The 17,458-nt window shown below is 63.6% G+C and carries 18 protein-coding genes and 1 tRNA gene; 5 read left to right on the top strand and 14 right to left on the bottom strand.

The genetic code is table 11. The features are described from left to right. Positions 1–15 precede the first annotated feature (15 nt). The 13 genes from PSEMAI1_RS0110055 to PSEMAI1_RS0109990 all read right to left on the bottom strand — a co-directional run bounded on the left by PSEMAI1_RS0110055 (position 16) and on the right by PSEMAI1_RS0109990 (position 11,988). On the bottom strand, positions 16–462 hold the full coding sequence (locus PSEMAI1_RS0110055) for an OsmC family protein (protein WP_024302749.1): 447 nt from the start codon (positions 460–462) through the stop codon (positions 16–18). 22 nt (positions 463–484) lie between these two features. After that, the gene (gene aroF, locus PSEMAI1_RS0110050; protein WP_024302748.1) at positions 485–1,501 is read right to left on the bottom strand and encodes a 3-deoxy-7-phosphoheptulonate synthase; all 1,017 of its coding nucleotides are present in this window, start codon (positions 1,499–1,501) and stop codon (positions 485–487) included. A gap of 38 nt (positions 1,502–1,539) precedes the next feature. Then, positions 1,540–2,220: an isoprenoid biosynthesis glyoxalase ElbB gene (elbB, locus tag PSEMAI1_RS0110045; protein ID WP_024302747.1), complete on the bottom strand. Its 681-nt coding sequence runs from the start codon at positions 2,218–2,220 to the stop codon at positions 1,540–1,542. A gap of 70 nt (positions 2,221–2,290) precedes the next feature. Beyond that, a complete protein-coding gene (locus tag PSEMAI1_RS0110040) occupies positions 2,291–2,881 on the bottom strand; it encodes a TIGR00730 family Rossman fold protein (protein ID WP_029770615.1) in 591 nt (196 codons plus the stop codon). Positions 2,882–2,923: 42 nt separating this feature from the next. Next, positions 2,924–3,997, bottom strand: coding sequence for a prephenate dehydratase (gene pheA / locus PSEMAI1_RS0110035; RefSeq protein WP_024302745.1), 1,074 nt, complete (start codon positions 3,995–3,997; stop codon positions 2,924–2,926). A gap of 2 nt (positions 3,998–3,999) precedes the next feature. Next, positions 4,000–4,128, bottom strand: a complete 129-nt coding sequence (locus PSEMAI1_RS22310) for a hypothetical protein (protein WP_255327049.1) — start codon at positions 4,126–4,128, stop codon at positions 4,000–4,002. Positions 4,129–4,299: 171 nt separating this feature from the next. Continuing rightward, a complete protein-coding gene (locus PSEMAI1_RS0110020) occupies positions 4,300–5,508 on the bottom strand; it encodes an MFS transporter (RefSeq protein WP_024302744.1) in 1,209 nt (402 codons plus the stop codon). A 112-nt stretch (positions 5,509–5,620) separates the two neighbouring features. After that, on the bottom strand, positions 5,621–6,712 hold the full coding sequence (gene serC, locus PSEMAI1_RS0110015) for a 3-phosphoserine/phosphohydroxythreonine transaminase (protein ID WP_024302743.1): 1,092 nt from the start codon (positions 6,710–6,712) through the stop codon (positions 5,621–5,623). Positions 6,713–6,735: 23 nt separating this feature from the next. After that, positions 6,736–7,179 (bottom strand): PaaI family thioesterase, encoded by a 444-nt coding sequence (locus PSEMAI1_RS0110010; protein ID WP_024302742.1) that lies wholly within the window; start codon positions 7,177–7,179, stop codon positions 6,736–6,738. Continuing rightward, positions 7,176–7,643, bottom strand: coding sequence for a PaaI family thioesterase (locus tag PSEMAI1_RS0110005; RefSeq protein ID WP_024302741.1), 468 nt, complete (start codon positions 7,641–7,643; stop codon positions 7,176–7,178). Before PSEMAI1_RS0110005 ends, PSEMAI1_RS0110010 begins: the two co-directional genes overlap by 4 nt. Next, positions 7,640–10,225: a DNA gyrase subunit A gene (gyrA, locus tag PSEMAI1_RS0110000; protein ID WP_024302740.1), complete on the bottom strand. Its 2,586-nt coding sequence runs from the start codon at positions 10,223–10,225 to the stop codon at positions 7,640–7,642. Before gyrA ends, PSEMAI1_RS0110005 begins: the two co-directional genes overlap by 4 nt. A gap of 139 nt (positions 10,226–10,364) precedes the next feature. Then, a complete protein-coding gene (locus PSEMAI1_RS0109995) occupies positions 10,365–11,108 on the bottom strand; it encodes an amino acid ABC transporter permease (protein WP_024302739.1) in 744 nt (247 codons plus the stop codon). A 61-nt stretch (positions 11,109–11,169) separates the two neighbouring features. Continuing rightward, a complete protein-coding gene (locus PSEMAI1_RS0109990) occupies positions 11,170–11,988 on the bottom strand; it encodes a basic amino acid ABC transporter substrate-binding protein (protein WP_024302738.1) in 819 nt (272 codons plus the stop codon). Positions 11,989–12,123: 135 nt separating this feature from the next. Between PSEMAI1_RS0109990 and PSEMAI1_RS21750 the strand changes: the two genes are divergently transcribed. Together PSEMAI1_RS21750 and PSEMAI1_RS0109980 are read left to right on the top strand one after the other, a co-directional pair. Beyond that, the gene (locus tag PSEMAI1_RS21750; protein ID WP_156943114.1) at positions 12,124–12,735 is read left to right on the top strand and encodes a hypothetical protein; all 612 of its coding nucleotides are present in this window, start codon (positions 12,124–12,126) and stop codon (positions 12,733–12,735) included. 53 nt (positions 12,736–12,788) lie between these two features. Continuing rightward, a tRNA-Thr gene (locus PSEMAI1_RS0109980) sits at positions 12,789–12,864 on the top strand. A gap of 241 nt (positions 12,865–13,105) precedes the next feature. Here PSEMAI1_RS0109980 and PSEMAI1_RS21745 read toward each other — a convergent pair. Beyond that, positions 13,106–13,267 (bottom strand): hypothetical protein, encoded by a 162-nt coding sequence (locus tag PSEMAI1_RS21745; RefSeq protein WP_156943113.1) that lies wholly within the window; start codon positions 13,265–13,267, stop codon positions 13,106–13,108. 676 nt (positions 13,268–13,943) lie between these two features. Between PSEMAI1_RS21745 and PSEMAI1_RS0109970 the strand changes: the two genes are divergently transcribed. Genes PSEMAI1_RS0109970 through PSEMAI1_RS0109960 form a run of 3 tightly spaced genes read left to right on the top strand, consistent with a single transcriptional unit; the run spans position 13,944 to position 17,455 of the window. Continuing rightward, on the top strand, positions 13,944–15,122 hold the full coding sequence (locus PSEMAI1_RS0109970) for a hypothetical protein (RefSeq protein ID WP_024302736.1): 1,179 nt from the start codon (positions 13,944–13,946) through the stop codon (positions 15,120–15,122). 51 nt (positions 15,123–15,173) lie between these two features. Beyond that, entirely contained in the window at positions 15,174–16,130 is a 957-nt protein-coding gene (locus tag PSEMAI1_RS0109965) for a hypothetical protein (RefSeq protein ID WP_024302735.1), read from the top strand. A gap of 32 nt (positions 16,131–16,162) precedes the next feature. Then, complete coding sequence (locus tag PSEMAI1_RS0109960) at positions 16,163–17,455, top strand: hypothetical protein (protein WP_024302734.1); 1,293 nt, start codon at positions 16,163–16,165, stop codon at positions 17,453–17,455. Positions 17,456–17,458 lie beyond the last annotated feature (3 nt).

The raw sequence follows: 17,458 nt of genomic DNA, 5'->3' as shown, positions 1-17,458 counted from the left end.
CAGGGGCGGTGCTGTTTACGTCAGGGGGCGACCGTCGACATCCAGTACCCGTACCCGGATCGGAATGCCCCGGCCCACGCTCTGCGAGACTGTGCAGTATTCCTGAAAGATGCCAAGAATGCGGTCGAGGTGTTCGATGCCGCTGGCTGGGTGGCCCAGTTGCAGCGTGGCGTCGATCGACTGCACCCGCAGCCGCCCTGCTTCGTTGCGATCGATCAGGCAGGATGCTTCCGTTTGCAGAGGCTCGGCCTGCTGTTTGAACTTGCGCAGGGTGAACAGCAGGCTGTCGCTCAGGCAGTTGGCGACAGCCGCGAGCAGCAACTGTTCCGGTGACGGGCCATGACCCGCGCCGAGAGGTGCCGGCGCATCGGTGGTCAGATCCGGGACCGTTCCGCCGAAGCGGTTGCGGAACTGGAAGCCCTCGCCTTGCACGATTTGGATCGATATGGCCTCGCCGCTCATGTGAGCCTCGCTTTGTCAGGGGTTACAAATCTCGTCCCAATGCCTGGGCCAGCGGCCGCAACTCGCTCATCAGCGTCGTCAATTCGGCAGGCGTGAGCGCCTGGTCGGCATCGCACCAGGCCTCGCAGGGGTTGGGGTGCATTTCCACCAGCAGGCCGTCGGCGCCGGCGGCCAGCGCCGCCTTGGCCAGTGCCGGCACCAGCCAGGCCTTGCCGCCGGCGTGGCTCGGGTCGACGATGACCGGCAGATGGCTTTCCTTTTTCAGTACCGGAATCGCCGTCACGTCCAGCATGTTGCGGTAGGCGGTCTCGAAGCTGCGCACGCCGCGTTCACAGAAGATGATGTTGTGGTTGCCGCCGGCGGCGATGTACTCGGCCGCCATCAGCCATTCGCTGATCGTTGCCGCCAGACCTCGCTTGAGGATGACCGGCTTGTTGATGCGCCCGACCTCCTTGAGCAGATCGAAGTTCTGCATGTTGCGCGCGCCGATCTGGATGACGTCGACGTCGTATTCCAGGAAGGTATCGAGCATGCGTACGTCCATCAGTTCGGTCACCACCGGCAGGCCGTGCTGGCGGGCCGCCTGCTGCAGGTAGTCCAGCCCTTCCACGCCGAGGCCCTGGAAGCTGTAGGGGCTGCTGCGCGGCTTGAACGCGCCGCCACGCATCAGTCGACAGCCGGCATCGGCCACAGCGGCGGCGGCGAGCGCCATCTGTTCCGGCGTTTCGACCGAGCAGGGCCCGGCGATGACCTGGATGGTCTTGCCGCCGATCGGCACGCCGCGCACCTTGACCACGGTGTCCGTCGGCTGGGCCTCGCGCGAGACGATGCGGTATTCCTTCATGACCCGCATCGCCCGCTCCACGCCGGGCATCAGTTCGAACATGTCGGGTGTCAGCGCCCTTTCGTCGCCGATGGCGCCGATGATGGTGCGTTCCGTGCCGCATGACACGTGTTCGGCCAGGCCCGCGGCGCGAATCTTGGCGGTGACGGCGGCGACCTGTTCTGGCGAGGCCTTGCTGGCCATGACGATGATCATGAAACTTCCTGCTTATCTAAAGTTTGGCTGGCCGACGATCAGCTCAGCAGCGATTTGAGCGCGGTGACCGCCGCCTGGCACGAGGCGAATATTTCGGCCGGGCTGGCGGCACCGTACATGTAGGCGGGAGCGGAAACGAAGCGGCGCGCCTCGTCGACGCATGCCTGGTCTACCGGAGTCTCCACGTGGCGCTGGCCCCAGCTCGTCAGAGCATCGGCCATGGCCTGGCCTTCCGCGTAGCTGCCGAAGGTGATGCGCACGCCGGACAAGCCCTCGTCACGGGCGATCAGGCCTTGTACCAGCGGCGCCGCGCACAGCGCCACGACCGGTTTCCGTTGCTGGACGAAGGGCCGCACCGCCGCCTGGACGTCATCGTACAGCACGGCGTCGGCCCCATCCTTGATGAAGGTCGTCAGATTCTTGGCGGCACCGAAGCCGCCGGGGAAGACGATGGCGCTATGCTGGGCGGCGTCGAGTTCCGTCAGCGGACGGATGTTGCCGCGCGCGATACGCGCCGCTTCGCTGAGGATATTGCGGGTTTCGCTGCTCTCCTGCCCGCGTGCGTGATCGATGACGTGCATCTGGGCGCGGTCGGGGGCGTAGAAGGTATAGGGCAGTCCGGCCTGGGACAGGGCGATGATGATGCCGACGGCTTCGGTGATTTCGGCCCCGTCGTACACGCCGCACCCGGACAGGACAATGGCGACAGTCTGACTCATGAGCGGTTTCCTCGTTCAGGGCCGGTGAGTCCGGCCAGTCTGACGTTGGTTCCCCCCGGTAAGGGGGCGATCAAGTACGTGACAGCTCCAGCCACTTGTTGTCGGCCTGGCGTGGGCGATAAGCGCGCATCCCGGCTAGCAAATCGCCGATGTTGTCGGCGACGACGAACAGCGACAGGTTTTCTTCACGCATGAAGCCTTCCTGCACCGCGTGGCGCACCATCGCCAGCAGCGGGTCGAAGAAGCCGGCGACGTTCAACAGCCCTACCGGTTTGCTGTGGACCGACAATTGGCCCCAGGTCAGGATCTCGAACAGCTCGTCGAAGGTCCCCAGTCCGCCCGGCAGTGCGACGAAGCCGTCGGCGCGTTCGGCCATCATGGCCTTGCGTTCGTGCATGGTCCGGGTGATGTGGATTTCGTCGAGGCCGTGGTGGGCCACTTCCTTGGCCTGCAGGAATTCGGGGATGACGCCGACCACTCGGCCACCGGCCGCCAGGGCCGCGTCCGCCGCGACCCCCATCAGACCGATCTTGCCGGCACCGTAGACCAGGGTCAGCCCCTGTTCGGCCAGCGCAGCGCCAAACTGGCGCGCAGCCTCGACGTATTCGGGCCGGCTGCCACGATTGGAGCCGCAGAAAAGGCAGAGAGATTCCAGTTTCATTGCGAATGAGTCAGAAAGTGGCCGACATGTCGGCCACGATGTTCAGATAACGGCAACCGGATAGGAGCCGAGAACCTTGACGAAGGACGTGCGTTCGGCCAGCCCTTCCAATGCCTTGGCGACGTGTTCCTCGCTGCGATGGCCTTCCATGTCGATGAAGAACACGTAGTCCCACAGGCCGGCACGGGAGGGGCGCGACTCGAACTTGGTCATCGACACGCCGTTGTCGGCCACCGGTGCCAGCAGCGAATGCACCGCTCCGGGGCGGTTGGGGGCGGAGACGATGATCGAGGTCTTGTCCTTGCCGGACGGCGTCACGTCCTGGTGTCCCAGTACCAGGAAGCGGGTCGTGTTGTTGGGCTCGTCCTCGATGTTCTCGGCCACTTTGGTCAGGTTGTAGCGCTCGGCTGCCGCCTGCCCGGCGATGGCGACCGTGCCGGCGTCCTCGCTGGCGAGGCGGGCCGCTTCGGCGTTGCTCGCCACCGAGACGCGCTCGACATCGGCCGGCAGGTTCTTGTTGAGCCATTCGTGGCACTGCGCCAGCGCCTGGGCATGGGCGTAGACGCGGCGGATGCCGTCCATGCCCTCTTCCTTGCGCAGCAGATGATGATGGATGCGCAGCACCACTTCGCCGCAGATCTTCAACGGCGAGGAGATCATCAGGTCCAGTGTGCGCCCCACGGCGCCCTCGGTGGAGTTTTCGACCGGTGCGACGACGTAGTCGAGCGAGCGCGCTTCCACCAGGCGGAAGGCTTCGTCGATGGAACTGCAGGCCACGGTGTGGGCGGCGTGGCCGAAGTGCTTGATGGCGGCCAGTTGGGTGAAGGTGCCTTCCGGTCCGAGGTAGGCGATGGATAAGGGTTTTTCCAGCGCCAGGCATTCCGACATGATTTCGCGGAACAGCCGTGCCACCGACTCGCCCGGGAGCGGACCGGGGTTGTTTTCCTTGACGCGGCGCAGTACCTGCGCTTCGCGTTCGGGGCGATAGATGACGCCGCCGCCTTTGATCTCGCCGATCTCGCGGGCATGGCTGGCGCGCTCGTTGATCAGCTTGAGAATGGATTCGTCGATCGCGTCGATGGCGTCGCGGTGTTTCTTGAGAAGTTCTTCAGACACGATTACCCGTCTTTCAGTATGACAAACTGGCCTTTTCCAATCGTGTAAGTTTCCGCGAGATAGCCGTCCGTCGCAAGCACCTGCCCGACAAAATCCCGGCATTCGTCCTGATGGGACTGGGCATTGTCCATGACCAGCATCCCTCCGGGCCGCAGCACCCGTCCCTGGCCCGGCATGTCAGCCTCAAAAACACATGACAACCAGATTGGACAACCCTACCATGAAACCCGGCTCGAGATAAGCCAGCGTGACCAGCAGCAAGGCGGCGCCGAGCGCGGCGCCGGCAAGCCAGGTTCGCATCCTCAGGCCCCCTGCGGCGCGAACGCCTTGGCGGCGGTTTCGCGGATCGGAAGATTGACCAGCGCGGCGGCGATGCCCAGGGCGATGGCGAGTCCCCATACCAGGTTGTAGCTGCCGGTGGTGTCGTAGATCAGGCCTCCCAGCCAGACGCCGGCAAAACTGCCGATCTGATGCGAGAAGAACACGGCGCCGGACAGCAAGCCCAGGTGCGCCACGCCGAACTGGCTGGCGATGACGCCATTAGTCAATGGCACGGTCGACAGCCAGAGGAAACCGATGGCGGCGGCGAACAGGCCGACCGACAGCGGGCTGAGCGGCGCCCACAGGAAGGCCACGATGATCAGGCTGCGCGCCAGATAGATGCCGGCCAGCAAGTAAGGCTTGGGCAGGCGAGCGCCCAGTTCCCCGGCCAGCATGGTGCCGAAGATGTTGAACAGCCCGATCAGCGCCAGCGCCATGCTGGCCACGCCGCCTCCGAGACCATGATCACGCAGGTAGGCCGGCAAATGCACGCCGATGAACACCACCTGGAAGCCGCACACGAAATAGCCGGCCGTCAGCAGGCGAAAGCCCTTTTCCTGCCAGGCGCTCTGGAAGGTGCGCCACATATTGAGCAGCAGGCCATGGTGTGCGGGACCGGGGGTGTGCTGGTCCTGCTGTACCAGCAGGCGGGAGGCCGGCAGCATCAGCAAGGCCGAGGCGGACAGGATCAGTAGCGCCGGAATCCAGCCCAGGCCGTCGATCAGGCCGCGTTCGATCGGCACCATGGCGAACTGGCCGAACGATCCCGCCGCCGCCGCAATGCCCATGGCCCGCGAGCGCAGGTGGGCCGGCACGCACCGCCCCAGCACGCCGAAGATCACGCTGTAGGTCGTGCCGGACAAGGCCAGTCCGATGAGCAGGCCGGCGGACAGCGAGAACAGGCCGGGCGATGACGACATGGTCATCAACAGCAGGCCGGCGGCATACAGCAAGACTCCGCCCAGCAGCACCCGGCCTGGGCCATAACGGTCGGCCAGGGCGCCGGCAAAGGGTTGCGACGCGCCCCAGATCAGGTTCTGCAGGCCGAGCGCCAGGGCGAAGGCTTCACGGGTCCAGCCGAAAGCGGCGGTCATCGGCGGCATGAAGAAGCCGAAGCCGTGGCGGATGCCCATGCTGAGGGAAACGATCAGGCCTCCGGCGATCAGGAGTCGGCGAATGGAAGGGTTCATGGCGTCTTGTTGTGGGAGGTGTACGGCTTGTCATCATATAGCGCCCACCGGCAACAAAAAACCCGCGCCGGGGGCGCGGGTCGAGAACTCAGAGTTGCGGGACGGAGAACAATCAGCTGCTGTGCTGGCGGGCGAAATCCATCATGAAGCTCACCAGGGCCTTGACGCCCTCGATCGGCATGGCGTTGTAGATCGAGGCGCGCATGCCGCCGACCGCGCGGTGGCCCTTGAGCTGCACCAGGCCGTTCTTCTTGGCTTCGCTGAGGAAGGTGTCTTCCAGCGATTCGTCCTTGAGGCGGAACACCACGTTCATCTTCGAGCGGAACGGCTCCTCCACCGTCGAATAGTAGAAGCCGTTGCTGGCTTCGATGGCGTGGTACAGCAGGCCGGCCTTCTCGTCGTTGCGCGCCGCCATGCCCTTGATCCCGCCCAGTTCCTTCAGCCACTTGAACACCAGGCCGGCGATGTAGATCGGATAGGTGGCCGGCGTGTTGTACATCGAGTCGGCGTCGGCATGGATCTGGTAGTTCAGCATGGTCGGCGTGCTGGGCAGCGCCTTGCCCAGCAGGTCTTCGCGCACGATCACCACGGTCAGGCCGGAGGGGCCGATGTTCTTCTGCGCGCCGGCGTAGATCAGGCCGAACCGGCTGACGTCCACTTCGCGCGACAGGAAGTCGGAGGACATGTCGCAAACCAACGGCACGTCGTTGACCGTGGCCGGCACGAACGGGAACTGCAGGCCGCCGATGGTTTCGTTCGAGGTGTAGTGCAGGTAGGCCGCGTCCGGGTCGCGCTGCCAGGTCTCTTCCGCCGGCACGTAGGTGAAGTTGCGGTCTTCGCTGGAGGCCACGACATTCACGTTGGCGTAGCGCCGGGCTTCCTTGATGGCCAGCTTGGACCAGTGGCCGGTGTTGACCACGTCGATGGATTGCTTGTCGCCCAGCAGGTTGAGCGGAATCATGGAAAACTGCAACGATGCCCCGCCCTGCAGGAACAGCACCTTGTAGTTCTTCGGAATCCGCATCAGTTCGCGCAGGTCGTGCTCGGCATCATGGATGATTTCCATGAATTCCTTGCCACGATGGCTCATTTCCATCACGCACATGCCGGAGCCGTGCCAGTCGAGCATCTCGCTCTGGGCTTCGGCCAATACGGCGTGCGGCAAAACGGCGGGTCCGGCGGAAAAGTTGTATACCTTGGCCATGTCTGTCCTTGATCTCGGTTCAGTCAGCTGGTGGTCAGCAGGAAGTGCGCCCGGGCGACGGCAATTGGCTTGCTGCGATCTTCCTGCCAGGCTTCGATCAATACATGCGCGACGCGCTTGCCCTGCTTGGTGATCTCGCAGCGCGCATAAAGCGTTTTGGGGCGGCCGCTGCGCAGATAGTCGAGGGAAAAGTCGACGATCTTCGGCGCCTCCAGCGATTCGCGGTTCCATATCAGGTGGATCAGGGCGGCGTTCTCGAGGAAACCGCCGATCAGGCCGCCGTGCAGGGCGGGCAACACGGTGTTGCCCACGTTGCGCTCATGGAATGGCAGGCTGAACAGCAGTTCGCCCGATTCGTCCTCCCCCAGCTCCACGCCCATCAGGCGGGCATAGGGAATGGCGTTGACGACGTCCTGAAAACGCTTCTGGTCGCGCAGCTCGGCGAACCGCTCCATGAAGTCGCTCATGCCTGGCCCTCCTGTAGCATCGGCAAGGGGCTCGATTCGCGCATGAAGGTGGCGACGCCATGGGCGATCGGGTCGTCCGGCGTGTCGTGGTAGCACACCGCCCGGGTGAAGGCGACCTGGCTCGCCAGTCGGTAGCATTCGGCCTGGCAGTAGATGGCCTTGCCCGGCGTGGCCGCTTTCAGGTAGTCGATGCGCAGGTCGAGCGTGGCGATGGTTTCGAAGCGTTCGAGGTGGGCGGTGACCGACACGGCGCTGGTGGTGTCCACCAGCGAGGTGATGACGCCGCCGTGCAAGACGCCGGTGGCCGGATTGCCGACCAGGTCCTCGCGCCAGTCGACCTTCAGTACCGGCTTGCGTCCGTCCGCTCCCAGAAATTGGAAGCCGAGCGTCACGCAATGCGGCAGCGACACGAACAGCTGCCCCATCGGCTCGAACACCTTGGGGTTGACCGGGGTGGCGATCATGCCTCGCCGCCCTCGCCTGCGGTGTCTTCCGATTCGTCGTCTTCGCTTTCGGCGACCTTGACCAGGCTGATCAGCTTCTCACCTTCGTCGAGGTTGATCAGGCGCACGCCCTGGGCCGAGCGACCGGTTTCGCGCACTTCGGAAACCTTGGTGCGGATCAGCACGCCGCCGGTGGTGATCAGCATCACGTCGTCGGTTTCCTCGACCAGGCTCGCCGCCACCAGCTTGAGGCCGGTCTTGTCGGTCAGGTCCATGGCGATCACGCCCTGGGTGCCGCGGCTGGTGTGGCGGAACTCGCCGGCGCGGGTGCGCTTGCCGTAGCCGCCGTCGCTGGCGGTGAGCACCATCTGGTCTTCGGAGCAGGTCACCAGCAGTGAGATCACCTGCTGGCCTTCGCCCAGCAGCATGCCGCGCACGCCGGTGGCGTTGCGGCCCATGGCGCGCACGTCGGTCTCGCTGAAGCGCACGGCCTTGCCGGCGTCGGAGAACAGCATGATCTGGTCGTCGCCATGGGTCAGCGCCACGCCGATCAGGTTGTCGCCTTCGTCCAGGTTGACCGCGATGATGCCGGCGGTGCGCGGGCGGGAGAAGTCGACTAGCGGGGTTTTCTTCACCGTGCCGTTGGCGGTGCACATGAAGACGTACTGGTCGTCCCGGAATTCCTTGACCGGCAGCATGGCGTTGATCTTCTCGCCTTCGGCCAGCGGCAGCACGTTGACGATGGGCTTGCCGCGGCTGTTGCGGCCACCCTGTGGCAGATCGTATACCTTGATCCAGTAGCAGCGGCCGAACGACGAGAAGCACAGCACGTAATCGTGGGTATTGGCCACGAACAGCGTCTCGATGAAGTCGTCGTCCTTGGTGGCGGCCGCCTGTTTGCCGCGTCCGCCGCGGCGCTGCGAGCGGTAGTCGTCCACCGGCTGGGTCTTGATGTAGCCGCTGTGCGAAACGGTCACCACCATTTCCTGCGGCGTGATCAGGTCTTCGATGTTGATGTCGCCGCCGAACGGCTCGATCTCGGAGCGACGGGCGTCACCGAACTGGGTCTTGATGGCGTTCAGTTCGTCGGAAATGATCTGGTTGATGCGCTCCGGGCGGGCCAGGATGTCGATCAGGTCGAGGATGACCTCCATGATCTCGCGGTATTCGCCGACGATCTTGTCCTGCTCCAGGCCGGTCAGGCGCTGCAGGCGCAGTTCCAGAATGGCCTGGGCCTGGGCTTCCGACAGCTTGTAGCCCTGCTCCTTGAGGCCGAATTCGGGCGACAGTCCTTCCGGACGGGCCTTGTCCTGGTCCACGCGGGACAGCATTTCCTCGACCAACGGGGAACGCCATTCGCGCGCCATGAGGGCGGCCTTGGCGACCGGCGGGGTTTCGGAGGCCTTGATCAGGGCGATGATTTCGTCGACGTTGGACAGCGCGACGGCCAGGCCTTCGAGGATGTGGCCACGTTCGCGCGCCTTGCGCAGTTCGTAGATGGTGCGGCGGGTCACCACCTCGCGGCGGTGGCGCAGGAATTCTTCCAGGATTTGCTTCAGGTTCAGGAGGCGCGGCTGGCCGTCGACCAGCGCCACCATGTTGATGCCGAAGCTGTCCTGCAGTTGGGTGAGCTTGTAGAGGTGGTTGAGCACCACTTCCGGCATTTCGCCGCGCTTGAGTTCGATCACCACGCGCATGCCGGACTTGTCCGACTCGTCGCGCAGATCGGAGATACCCTCGATCTGCTTATCGCGCACCAGCTCGCCGATGCGCTCGAGCAGGCGGGCCTTGTTCACCTGGTACGGCAGCTCGTCGACGATGATGGCCTGGCGGTCGCCTTTGCCGATATCCTCGAAGTGGGTACGGGCGCGCATGATCACGCGGCCACGCCCGGTGCGGTAGCCTTCCTTGACCCCGGCAGTGCCGTAGATGATGCCGGCGGTCGGGAAGTCCGGCGCCGGGATGATGTCGATCAGCTCGTCGATGGTGATGTCGCTGTTGGCCAGTACCGCCAGGCAGCCGTCCACCACTTCGTTGAGGTTGTGCGGCGGGATGTTGGTGGCCATGCCCACGGCGATGCCCGAACTGCCGTTGATCAGCAGGTTGGGAATCTTGGCTGGCAGGATCAGCGGTTCCTGTTCCGAACCGTCGTAGTTGGGGCCGAAGTCGACAGTTTCTTTCTCGATGTCCGCCAGCAGCTCATGGGCGATGCGCGCCATGCGGATCTCGGTGTATCGCATGGCCGCGGCGTTGTCGCCATCCACCGAGCCGAAGTTACCCTGACCGTCGATCAACGGATAGCGCAGGCTGAAATCCTGTGCCATACGGACGATGGTGTCGTACACGGCCGAATCGCCGTGCGGGTGATATTTACCGATCACGTCGCCCACGATACGGGCCGATTTCTTGTAGGCCCGGTTCCAGTCGTTGGACAGCTCGTGCATGGCGAACAGCACGCGGCGGTGTACTGGTTTCAGACCATCACGCACATCAGGAAGGGCTCGTCCGACGATGACGCTCATGGCGTAATCGAGATAGGAACGACGCATCTCCTCTTCAAGGCTGATCGGAATCGTTTCCTTGGCGAAAAACTGATCTGTCATGGGTAAATGCTTATCTTCTTCTGATGGCAAATACTTCAGATTCTACCACGAGGGAGGCTCTGACGCATGGCGGCAAGAAGGGGGCGAGTGCAAAAATGGCCGGGAATCCCGGCCATTGGCAGAAAACGTTTTTTGCTTTTCAGCGGCTCGCGATCTGGAAGCGTTTCTCCATCCGCGCAATCCCCCAGGCCATCAGCATGGTCAGGCCGAGATACAGGAAGGAAATGGTCAGGTAAGGCTCCCAGTAGCGGGAATACACGCCGGCTACCGTCCGGGCGGCGAAGGCCAGTTCGGCCAGGCCGATGGCGGAAACCAGTGAGCTGTCCTTGAGCAGCATGATGGCTTCGTTGCCCAGCGGCGGCAGCATACGGCGGAAGGCCTGCGGCACGATGACGGCCTTCATCGCCTGTCCGTAGCTCAGGCCGAGAGAGCGGGCTGCCTCCATCTGGCCCTTGTCGATGGACTGGATGCCGGCACGGAAAATCTCGGTGATGTAGGCACCGGCGTTCAGAGTGAGCGCCATCAGGCCGGAAATGAACGCACCGTAGTTTTGCCGGATTTCGCGTGCGACGTCCCCGTTCAGGATGATGCCGTCGGCCGGATGGATGAGCATCGGCATCAGGGCAAAATGCACCAGCAATATCTGCACGAACAAGGGGGTGCCACGGAAGAACGTGACGTATGCTGTGGCCGGCAGGCGCACAAAGTAGCGCAGGAAGAATTTGGCAAAACCGTGTTTGGCTTCGGCCAAGCGCGCCACCCCCATGAACAACCCGATCAGCGTGCCAAAAACAACGGCCACGACCGTGATCAGCAAGGTCATCTTCACGCCATCGACAAACAGCGGAAGATATTCAGTGATCATTTCCCAGCGGAAATCCATAATTCAGCCCCATAAAACACCTGGCCGGCGCGGGCCGGCCAGGCTTGCTGCACCAACTCGATTATTTCGTGGCGAAATATTTCTTGTAGATCGTGTCGTAGGTGCCATCTTCCTTGATGGCTTTCAGGCCGGCGTTGATCTTGGCCAGGGCTTCGGCATTCCCTTTCTTGACGGCAAAACCGTAGTACTCCGGCGCGAAGCTCTTGGTGTCTTCGACGGTGGTGATGCCGTTCTGCGGGTTGTTGGTCACGTAGTTGCTGACCACGCCGTTATCGCCCACGGCAGCGTCCACGCCGCCATTCTCGAGCTCTTTCAGTGCCAGGGGCATGCTCTCGAAACGCTTGATGTTGGGGCTGGTCTTGCCCAGCAGCTTCTGCACCACCTCGTCACCGGTCGTGCCAGTCTGCACGGCTACCTTCTTGTTCTTCAGGTCCTGGAAGGTCTTGACGTCAGTGACGTTTTTGCCGATGGCGATCAACTGGCGAGCCTCGAAGTAAGGATCGGAGAAGTCCATGCTCTTCTTGCGCTCGTCGGTGATGGTGATGGCGGAGGCCAGCACGTCGCGATCACCCTGGTCGAGAGTGGCGAACAGTCCTTCCCACGGCGTGTTGACGAATTTCACCTTGAAGCCGCCCTTTTCTGCCGCGGCAGTCAGAACGTCGATGTCGAAGCCTTGGACTTCCTTCTTGTCGTTCAGGAATTCGAACGGTGCATAGCTGGCGTCGCTGCCCACCAGGAATTCTTTGACTTCTGCCGTGGCTTGAGCCGGTGCACTGCTGGCGGCCTGTTCGGCCGGGGCTTCGGCTTTCTTGCCGCATGCCGTCAGGGCAAAAGCCGACAAAAGCAGGCCTGCCAGCACGGTTCTTCTCGTTTGTTTCATTGGTATAGCTCCCTTTTGTAGTAAGCCACTCGTTGTACAAGCAGCCGCATGGTAATATAAAAATTTATAATTGACCGCATAATCCGCGTACTTGGCGTGTGACGGACTTACATTCGGCATAAAAGCAGTTACCACATGAAATGTAAACACTTTGCCTTGCTGCTGGTGGCAAGCAGTTTCTTGCTGACCTCCGTTCCGGCTCAGGCCGAGCTCGAAGATGCGCCTCTGCCCGGCGATTTTCAGGCCGCCCCCCCCGCTAGGCAGCCCAAACCGGTGGCGCCGGCACCGCTGCCCGCGCGCGTGGAAAAGCCACAGGCCAGTGCTGCTCCCGCCAGCGATCGCCCTGCCGCTGCCGCGCGCGCAGAGCCGTCGCGTAAAAAACAGCTGGCAAGCCGCAGCAAAGCCTCCCGCAAGGCGGCTATATCGCTCAAGAGTCGGCGCACGGCTTCCAAGACCAAACAACACATGTTTGTCGCTCGCAAAGGGGTGACATCCGTCAAGGCTGGCAAGAAGTCATATCTGGCCGTCAGGAAGCATGGGCAGACAAAGCGCCTCAAGAAGGCGGCTGCCACTCCGTCCAAAAAAGTGGCGTCGGCCAAGAAAGTGACATCAACCAAGAAGGCGACGTCAGTCAAAAAGGCGGCATCGGCCAGGAAGGTGACATCGACCAAGAAGGCGCGGCAAATCAGTAAAAAGCCGTTGAAAACGATAAAGAAAAAGGCCTCTAGCCGGCAAAGCAATAAATAAACCAGCCGGCCGGGCTTGCCAAAAGCGGTGATTTTCATCACAATTCATTGCTCGCCGGTGTAGCTCAGTTGGTAGAGCAGCTGACTTGTAATCAGAAGGTCGAGGGTTCGACTCCTTTCACCGGCACCAATCAAATCAATGGGTTGCAGCGGTTTCGCTGCAACCCATTTTCATATCCGGGGCACTCAGGTACAAATTAGGTGTAACGCTGTAACGTTGCGCGATTTTTGTCATCGCCGTGCGTATGTAACGTTGCGCGAGTTTTGGCACTATTTTGCGCAGCTTTTGGCACACTACACGGCAGCTTTTCGGTGCCAATTTGCGCGCTAAATGACACTCTCAACCTTACACGTTGGGAAGCATTTCCTCATCACCTGAGCTTCTCGTATTCAACTGAGACTTTGAACAGGCTCTCACCGACCTCCTCCACGTAGGTCTGCGTAGTGGTGGTCACCCCCTCCTCGTCAACAAACGTCTCCGCCAGCCAGAGCCGGCCCGCCTCGTCGCGGTAATAGCTTTCACCCGCTTTCATCAGTCGCTCCCTTTCACATACACATAGCCCAGCGTCGCGCCTACACCGGCTGTTCGCACAACGGCCCGCACAAACTTCACCGAGATATCCGGCACGGTGAGCTGCACCGTATTGTTACCGGCTACGCGACAAACGACGGAGCGGCCTGCTGCAGAAGGCGGCGGCCGAACCGATTACATCAACTAGTTGATTAACCCTGGGGGTCAATTCCAGATGTCGCCAGGGGGTCAAATCCTCGTGTCGCTTGACAGAGAGCAAATGGAACTCGCGGCTACCGGTCTTCATCGCAATAGACGCTCACTCTTCCTGAGTGCGTGAAGCTGATTTCGCCATTTTTCTAAAGAGCGAGTAACGCCACGCGAGACTTGGCGCACCATCGCACGGCTTTCGTCTCCGTCTCTCCCCTCTCCCTGCCCATGGCTCGATGTCTGTTCCGGACCGGAGGCTTTCACCATCGCCCGCACGAACTACTCCGTGACTGTCGCTCGAACCGGCTACTCCAGGCGAGCTACCACGGGCATGCTACCGCTGTCGGGGTAGCGCGACCGGATTACCCGGACTCGGTTACCTCGGGCGGATTACCCGTATCGTGTGACTTGAGACCGCCAATCTAGCGTCATAAGGTGACAATGTCATCGCCCTGCGGTGCGGGGCAGACGATGCGAAGGAGAGCGCCATGAGCGAACAACTGGGTTCGTATGGACTGGATGGGTTGTCGGACGAGCGTCCGCTTGGCGCTGACGCGGCCGAGGACGAATGGGACGAGGGTGACGTCGCGGAGGCGTTGGAAGACGGTTTCGAGTCGATGGAGGAAGGCTTCGAGGCGGTCGACGCGATGGGTGCGGTCGACGGCTTGGACGAGAGGGCATTCGACGACGACGCTTTCGCCGAGGCGGCTTTCAGCGACGAGTTCGACAGCGACGCGGGAGACGACTACGCCATGGAAGCCTGGAGCGCGTTCGAGGAAGAGCTGGCCGATGGGCTCGACGCCGCGGACAACGACGAGTTCCTCGGCCGCATTCTGGGTGGGCTCGGGCGTGCGGCCAGCCGGCTGGCGCGCAACCCCGGCTTGCAGCGTGCCGTTGGGCAGGTGCGCGGCGCGGCTCGCGCTGCCGGTCAGGCAGCCGGTGGCATCGGCTCGATGGCCAATGCGGCGGCCTGGGCTGCCAATGCCCTGGGCGCACCACAGGCGGCAGGCACTTTGCGTCAGGTCGGGGGCTATGCACGGCGCGCGCAGTCGGTGGCCGGTGGGGTCGGACGGATGGCGGGCCGGGTGCAGCGCCGTGCGCCGCGTGCGCTGGCGCAAGCTGGACAAACACTCCAGCAAGGCGCGGCCAACCCGATGGGTTTTCTGATGGCACAGCTGTCGCAGCTTCTGGGCCAGCAGGCGGACGAGCTGGATGCGTTCGACGAGTTTGCTGATCTGTATGTCGAGGACGGCATCGACGAGGCGTTGCCGCTGGCGGTGGGGCTGGCCGCCCGCGCCGCAGCCAGCGCTCTCGGGCGTGGTGCGGTGGCGCGCATGGCGCAGCCGGCACGGCGTGCCTTGGTGCGCGGCGTGGCCAACACCGCTCGCCAGCTGTTAAGCCGGCATGGGCCGCGTGCCTTACGTGCCCTGCCGCGCGTGGCGCGCGGTGCGGTGCGGGTAGCGCGCCAGCGCCAGGTGCCGGTTGCGCAGGTGCCGGCACTGATGCAGCGTGTCGGACGCCAGGTGGCGGCACAGCCGCAGCTGGTGCGGCGGCTGGCACAGCAGCCGGCCGGTAGCGGTATGGGCAGTCTAGCGGCGGCTCCTACGGGCAATGCACGCCGTTTCCGGATAAACGGTCCGGTGGAAATCAGCATCGTTAGCCGTTGACGCCGCCAGCGGGCACACCCGCGCGGCATTCGTGATTGAAAGGAGAACACCATGAGCCAGTATGCGGAAGACCTGATGGACGATTTGTTCGACGCCGCCGAAGGGCCGGCTCGTGCATTCGACGCGGGCGACGAATTCGATGAATGGGACGGTGCAGACGAAGGCGACGACGAGTTTCTGGGCCGCCTGATCGGAGCGGGTGCGCAGGCGCTAGGTGGGCTGCTCGGAGCCGACGAGTTTGACGAGGATGGCTTCGACGAGTACGACGAGTTCGATACCGGTGACGGCTTCGACGTGGACAGCTTTGAGGATTTGGTGGCCGATGCACTGGACGCCGGCGACTCGGACGAATTCCTGCGACGTATCCGCAACATCGCCAGCCGGGTCGGGCGCGCCGCGCGCGGAGTCGGCCGTGCGGTTGGCAGCGCCGCCCGCGTGGTCGGTCCGATCGCCAGCATGATTCCACTGCCGCAGGCACAACTGATCGGGCGTGTTGCCAACGTTGCCGGCCGCCTGCTGGCGGACGGCGCGGACGAATTTGAGGCCATCGACGAACTGCTGGATTCGTTTGACGACGACGCGATCGACGCCGCCGCGCCGGTGATTGCAGGCCTGACCATCCGTCGCACCATGCCGAATCTGGCCGGGGCGCCGCGCCAAGTGCGCCGCCAGGCCGTGCGTAACGTCACCCAGGCCACCCGTACCTTGGTGCGCCGCCAGGGCGCTCCGGCAGCACGTGCGGTACCGCGTATTGCTCGAGCCGCACAACGGCGCCGCGTGCCGACGCGTCGTATTGGCCAGACAGTGCGAGCTACCGCGCAACGCGTGGCACGCAGCCCGCGCCAGGCGCAGCAACTGGCTCGGCCGTTGACGCCCACCGGTGCTCGTCGGGCCGGGCCGGTAGCCGCCGGGCATCGCCATACCAGCGGCGCCTGCCCTCACTGCGGTGCCGGTAGTCGGCGTATCCGGTTGCAGGGCCCGGTTACTATCACCATCCAGAGCCGCTGAGGCGGGCCGGACGGGAAACGGGGGACGTCACCATGCTCACGCGAGCCTTCCTGAGAGCCAAGGTGCTGGGGCTGGGCGCCCGGCTGCGCCGGCTGGCGCGGATCGACAACGCTTTCGTCGGTTTGCGTCCGCAGGACATGCCGTACGCACCGTCGCGCGCCCACTTCAAGGCGGCCAACGCGAGGCTGGCGACGATCGAGGAGAACGTCGAGCGGCGCTATCGTGACCTGCAGGACAGCTGGGCGTCCGCGCCGTATGAGCGGGTGCTGGTCGATGCGGCGCTGGTGGAGCGCGAACTGGACCGGGCACGGCGAGCCTTCGGCATGTTCTTCGAGGTGTTTGCCCAACGCGGCACCAGCTTCGGCCCCGCGTTGGCAGCGCACGATGCGATCGCCGCCGATTGCTACACGGCGGTACGTGAGGCGGCTCCGCGCATCTTCGACGGGCCGCTACTCAAGCCTGTGTGCTACATGGAGCATGGCTATTCGCCTGCCACCATGCGGCGCGGCGTGCAGTTGTCGCGACTGCTCGGGGAGCCCAACCCGTTTCCGCTGATCCGCATTCCGTGGGACCGCGATCAGCCTTGGCAGGCGGTGTTCCTGCACGAGGTAGCGCACAATCTGCAGGCGGACCTCGGCATCTGGCAGGAAAATCGCCAGGCGGTAGTACGGCGCATGTTCGGCACTCATCGCGATCCGATGCTGGCGCGCATCTATGGGGCCTGGCACAAGGAGATCTTCGCGGATCTCGCGGCGATCCTGCTCGGTGGGCCGGCAGCGGCCTGGGGCATGGCCGAATTTCTGGCCCACCCCTCCCCGCGCACGCTGGCCTTCCGGCCGGGCGGAGCGCATCCGACTGCCTATGTGCGGGTGTTCATCCTGTGCGAAATGCTGCGTCGGCTCGGCTTTGGTCGCGATGCCAACCGACTGTCGCGCTTGTGGGGCACGCTGTATCGGCCGAACGGCCGCCACCGACTGCCGGCCAGGCTGCTCGTCAGCATGGACCGCACCATTCCGGACGTGGTGGACGAAATCGCGTTCCAGACCCGACGCAACCTGGCGCAACGCGCGCTGGTGGACGTGATGCCGTTTGGCCGAAACGACCAGGCGGCGATTCGTCGAGGAGCACGCTTGATGATGGACGGTCGCTTCGAGCAGCTGGCGTTGCCGCCGCGCTTCACGGTCAGTGCCGCCACCTACGCGCTGGCTTCCGGCCGGGTCGAGCCCGGCAGGCTGTCGCGCCAAGTCACGGAACTATTGGTCGAGGCTGCGCCAACGCAGCGGAGTTCCCGGGCTTCACCGGTTGCAGCAAGCATGGCGGCTTGACGT

Origin of the sequence: Pseudogulbenkiania sp. MAI-1 (assembly GCF_000527175.1) — a bacterium.
In the GTDB taxonomy this organism is placed as follows: Bacteria; Pseudomonadota; Gammaproteobacteria; order Burkholderiales; family Chromobacteriaceae; genus Pseudogulbenkiania.
The sequence above is the reverse complement of the archived record's forward strand: the minus strand, read 5'-3'. Positions and strand labels throughout refer to the sequence as shown.

Bases quoted from the DNA above. Each gene is read 5' to 3' on its own strand.
- gyrA (WP_024302740.1), bottom strand. From the start codon at position 10,225: ATGACAGATCAGTTTTTCGCCAAGGAAACGATTCCGATCAGCCTTGAA.
- PSEMAI1_RS21750 (WP_156943114.1), top strand. From the start codon at position 12,124: ATGAAATGTAAACACTTTGCCTTGCTGCTGGTGGCAAGCAGTTTCTTG.
- PSEMAI1_RS0109990 (WP_024302738.1), bottom strand. From the start codon at position 11,988: ATGAAACAAACGAGAAGAACCGTGCTGGCAGGCCTGCTTTTGTCGGCT.
- aroF (WP_024302748.1), bottom strand. From the start codon at position 1,501: ATGATCATCGTCATGGCCAGCAAGGCCTCGCCAGAACAGGTCGCCGCC.
- PSEMAI1_RS0109965 (WP_024302735.1), top strand. From the start codon at position 15,174: ATGAGCCAGTATGCGGAAGACCTGATGGACGATTTGTTCGACGCCGCC.
- PSEMAI1_RS0110040 (WP_029770615.1), bottom strand. From the start codon at position 2,881: ATGAAACTGGAATCTCTCTGCCTTTTCTGCGGCTCCAATCGTGGCAGC.
- PSEMAI1_RS0110055 (WP_024302749.1), bottom strand. From the start codon at position 462: ATGAGCGGCGAGGCCATATCGATCCAAATCGTGCAAGGCGAGGGCTTC.
- PSEMAI1_RS0109995 (WP_024302739.1), bottom strand. From the start codon at position 11,108: ATGGATTTCCGCTGGGAAATGATCACTGAATATCTTCCGCTGTTTGTC.
- PSEMAI1_RS0109960 (WP_024302734.1), top strand. From the start codon at position 16,163: ATGCTCACGCGAGCCTTCCTGAGAGCCAAGGTGCTGGGGCTGGGCGCC.
- PSEMAI1_RS0110010 (WP_024302742.1), bottom strand. From the start codon at position 7,179: ATGAGCGACTTCATGGAGCGGTTCGCCGAGCTGCGCGACCAGAAGCGT.
- PSEMAI1_RS0110005 (WP_024302741.1), bottom strand. From the start codon at position 7,643: ATGATCGCCACCCCGGTCAACCCCAAGGTGTTCGAGCCGATGGGGCAG.
- PSEMAI1_RS0109970 (WP_024302736.1), top strand. From the start codon at position 13,944: ATGAGCGAACAACTGGGTTCGTATGGACTGGATGGGTTGTCGGACGAG.
- PSEMAI1_RS22310 (WP_255327049.1), bottom strand. From the start codon at position 4,128: ATGGACAATGCCCAGTCCCATCAGGACGAATGCCGGGATTTTGTCGGG.
- elbB (WP_024302747.1), bottom strand. From the start codon at position 2,220: ATGAGTCAGACTGTCGCCATTGTCCTGTCCGGGTGCGGCGTGTACGAC.
- PSEMAI1_RS21745 (WP_156943113.1), bottom strand. From the start codon at position 13,267: ATGAAAGCGGGTGAAAGCTATTACCGCGACGAGGCGGGCCGGCTCTGG.
- serC (WP_024302743.1), bottom strand. From the start codon at position 6,712: ATGGCCAAGGTATACAACTTTTCCGCCGGACCCGCCGTTTTGCCGCAC.
- PSEMAI1_RS0110020 (WP_024302744.1), bottom strand. From the start codon at position 5,508: ATGAACCCTTCCATTCGCCGACTCCTGATCGCCGGAGGCCTGATCGTT.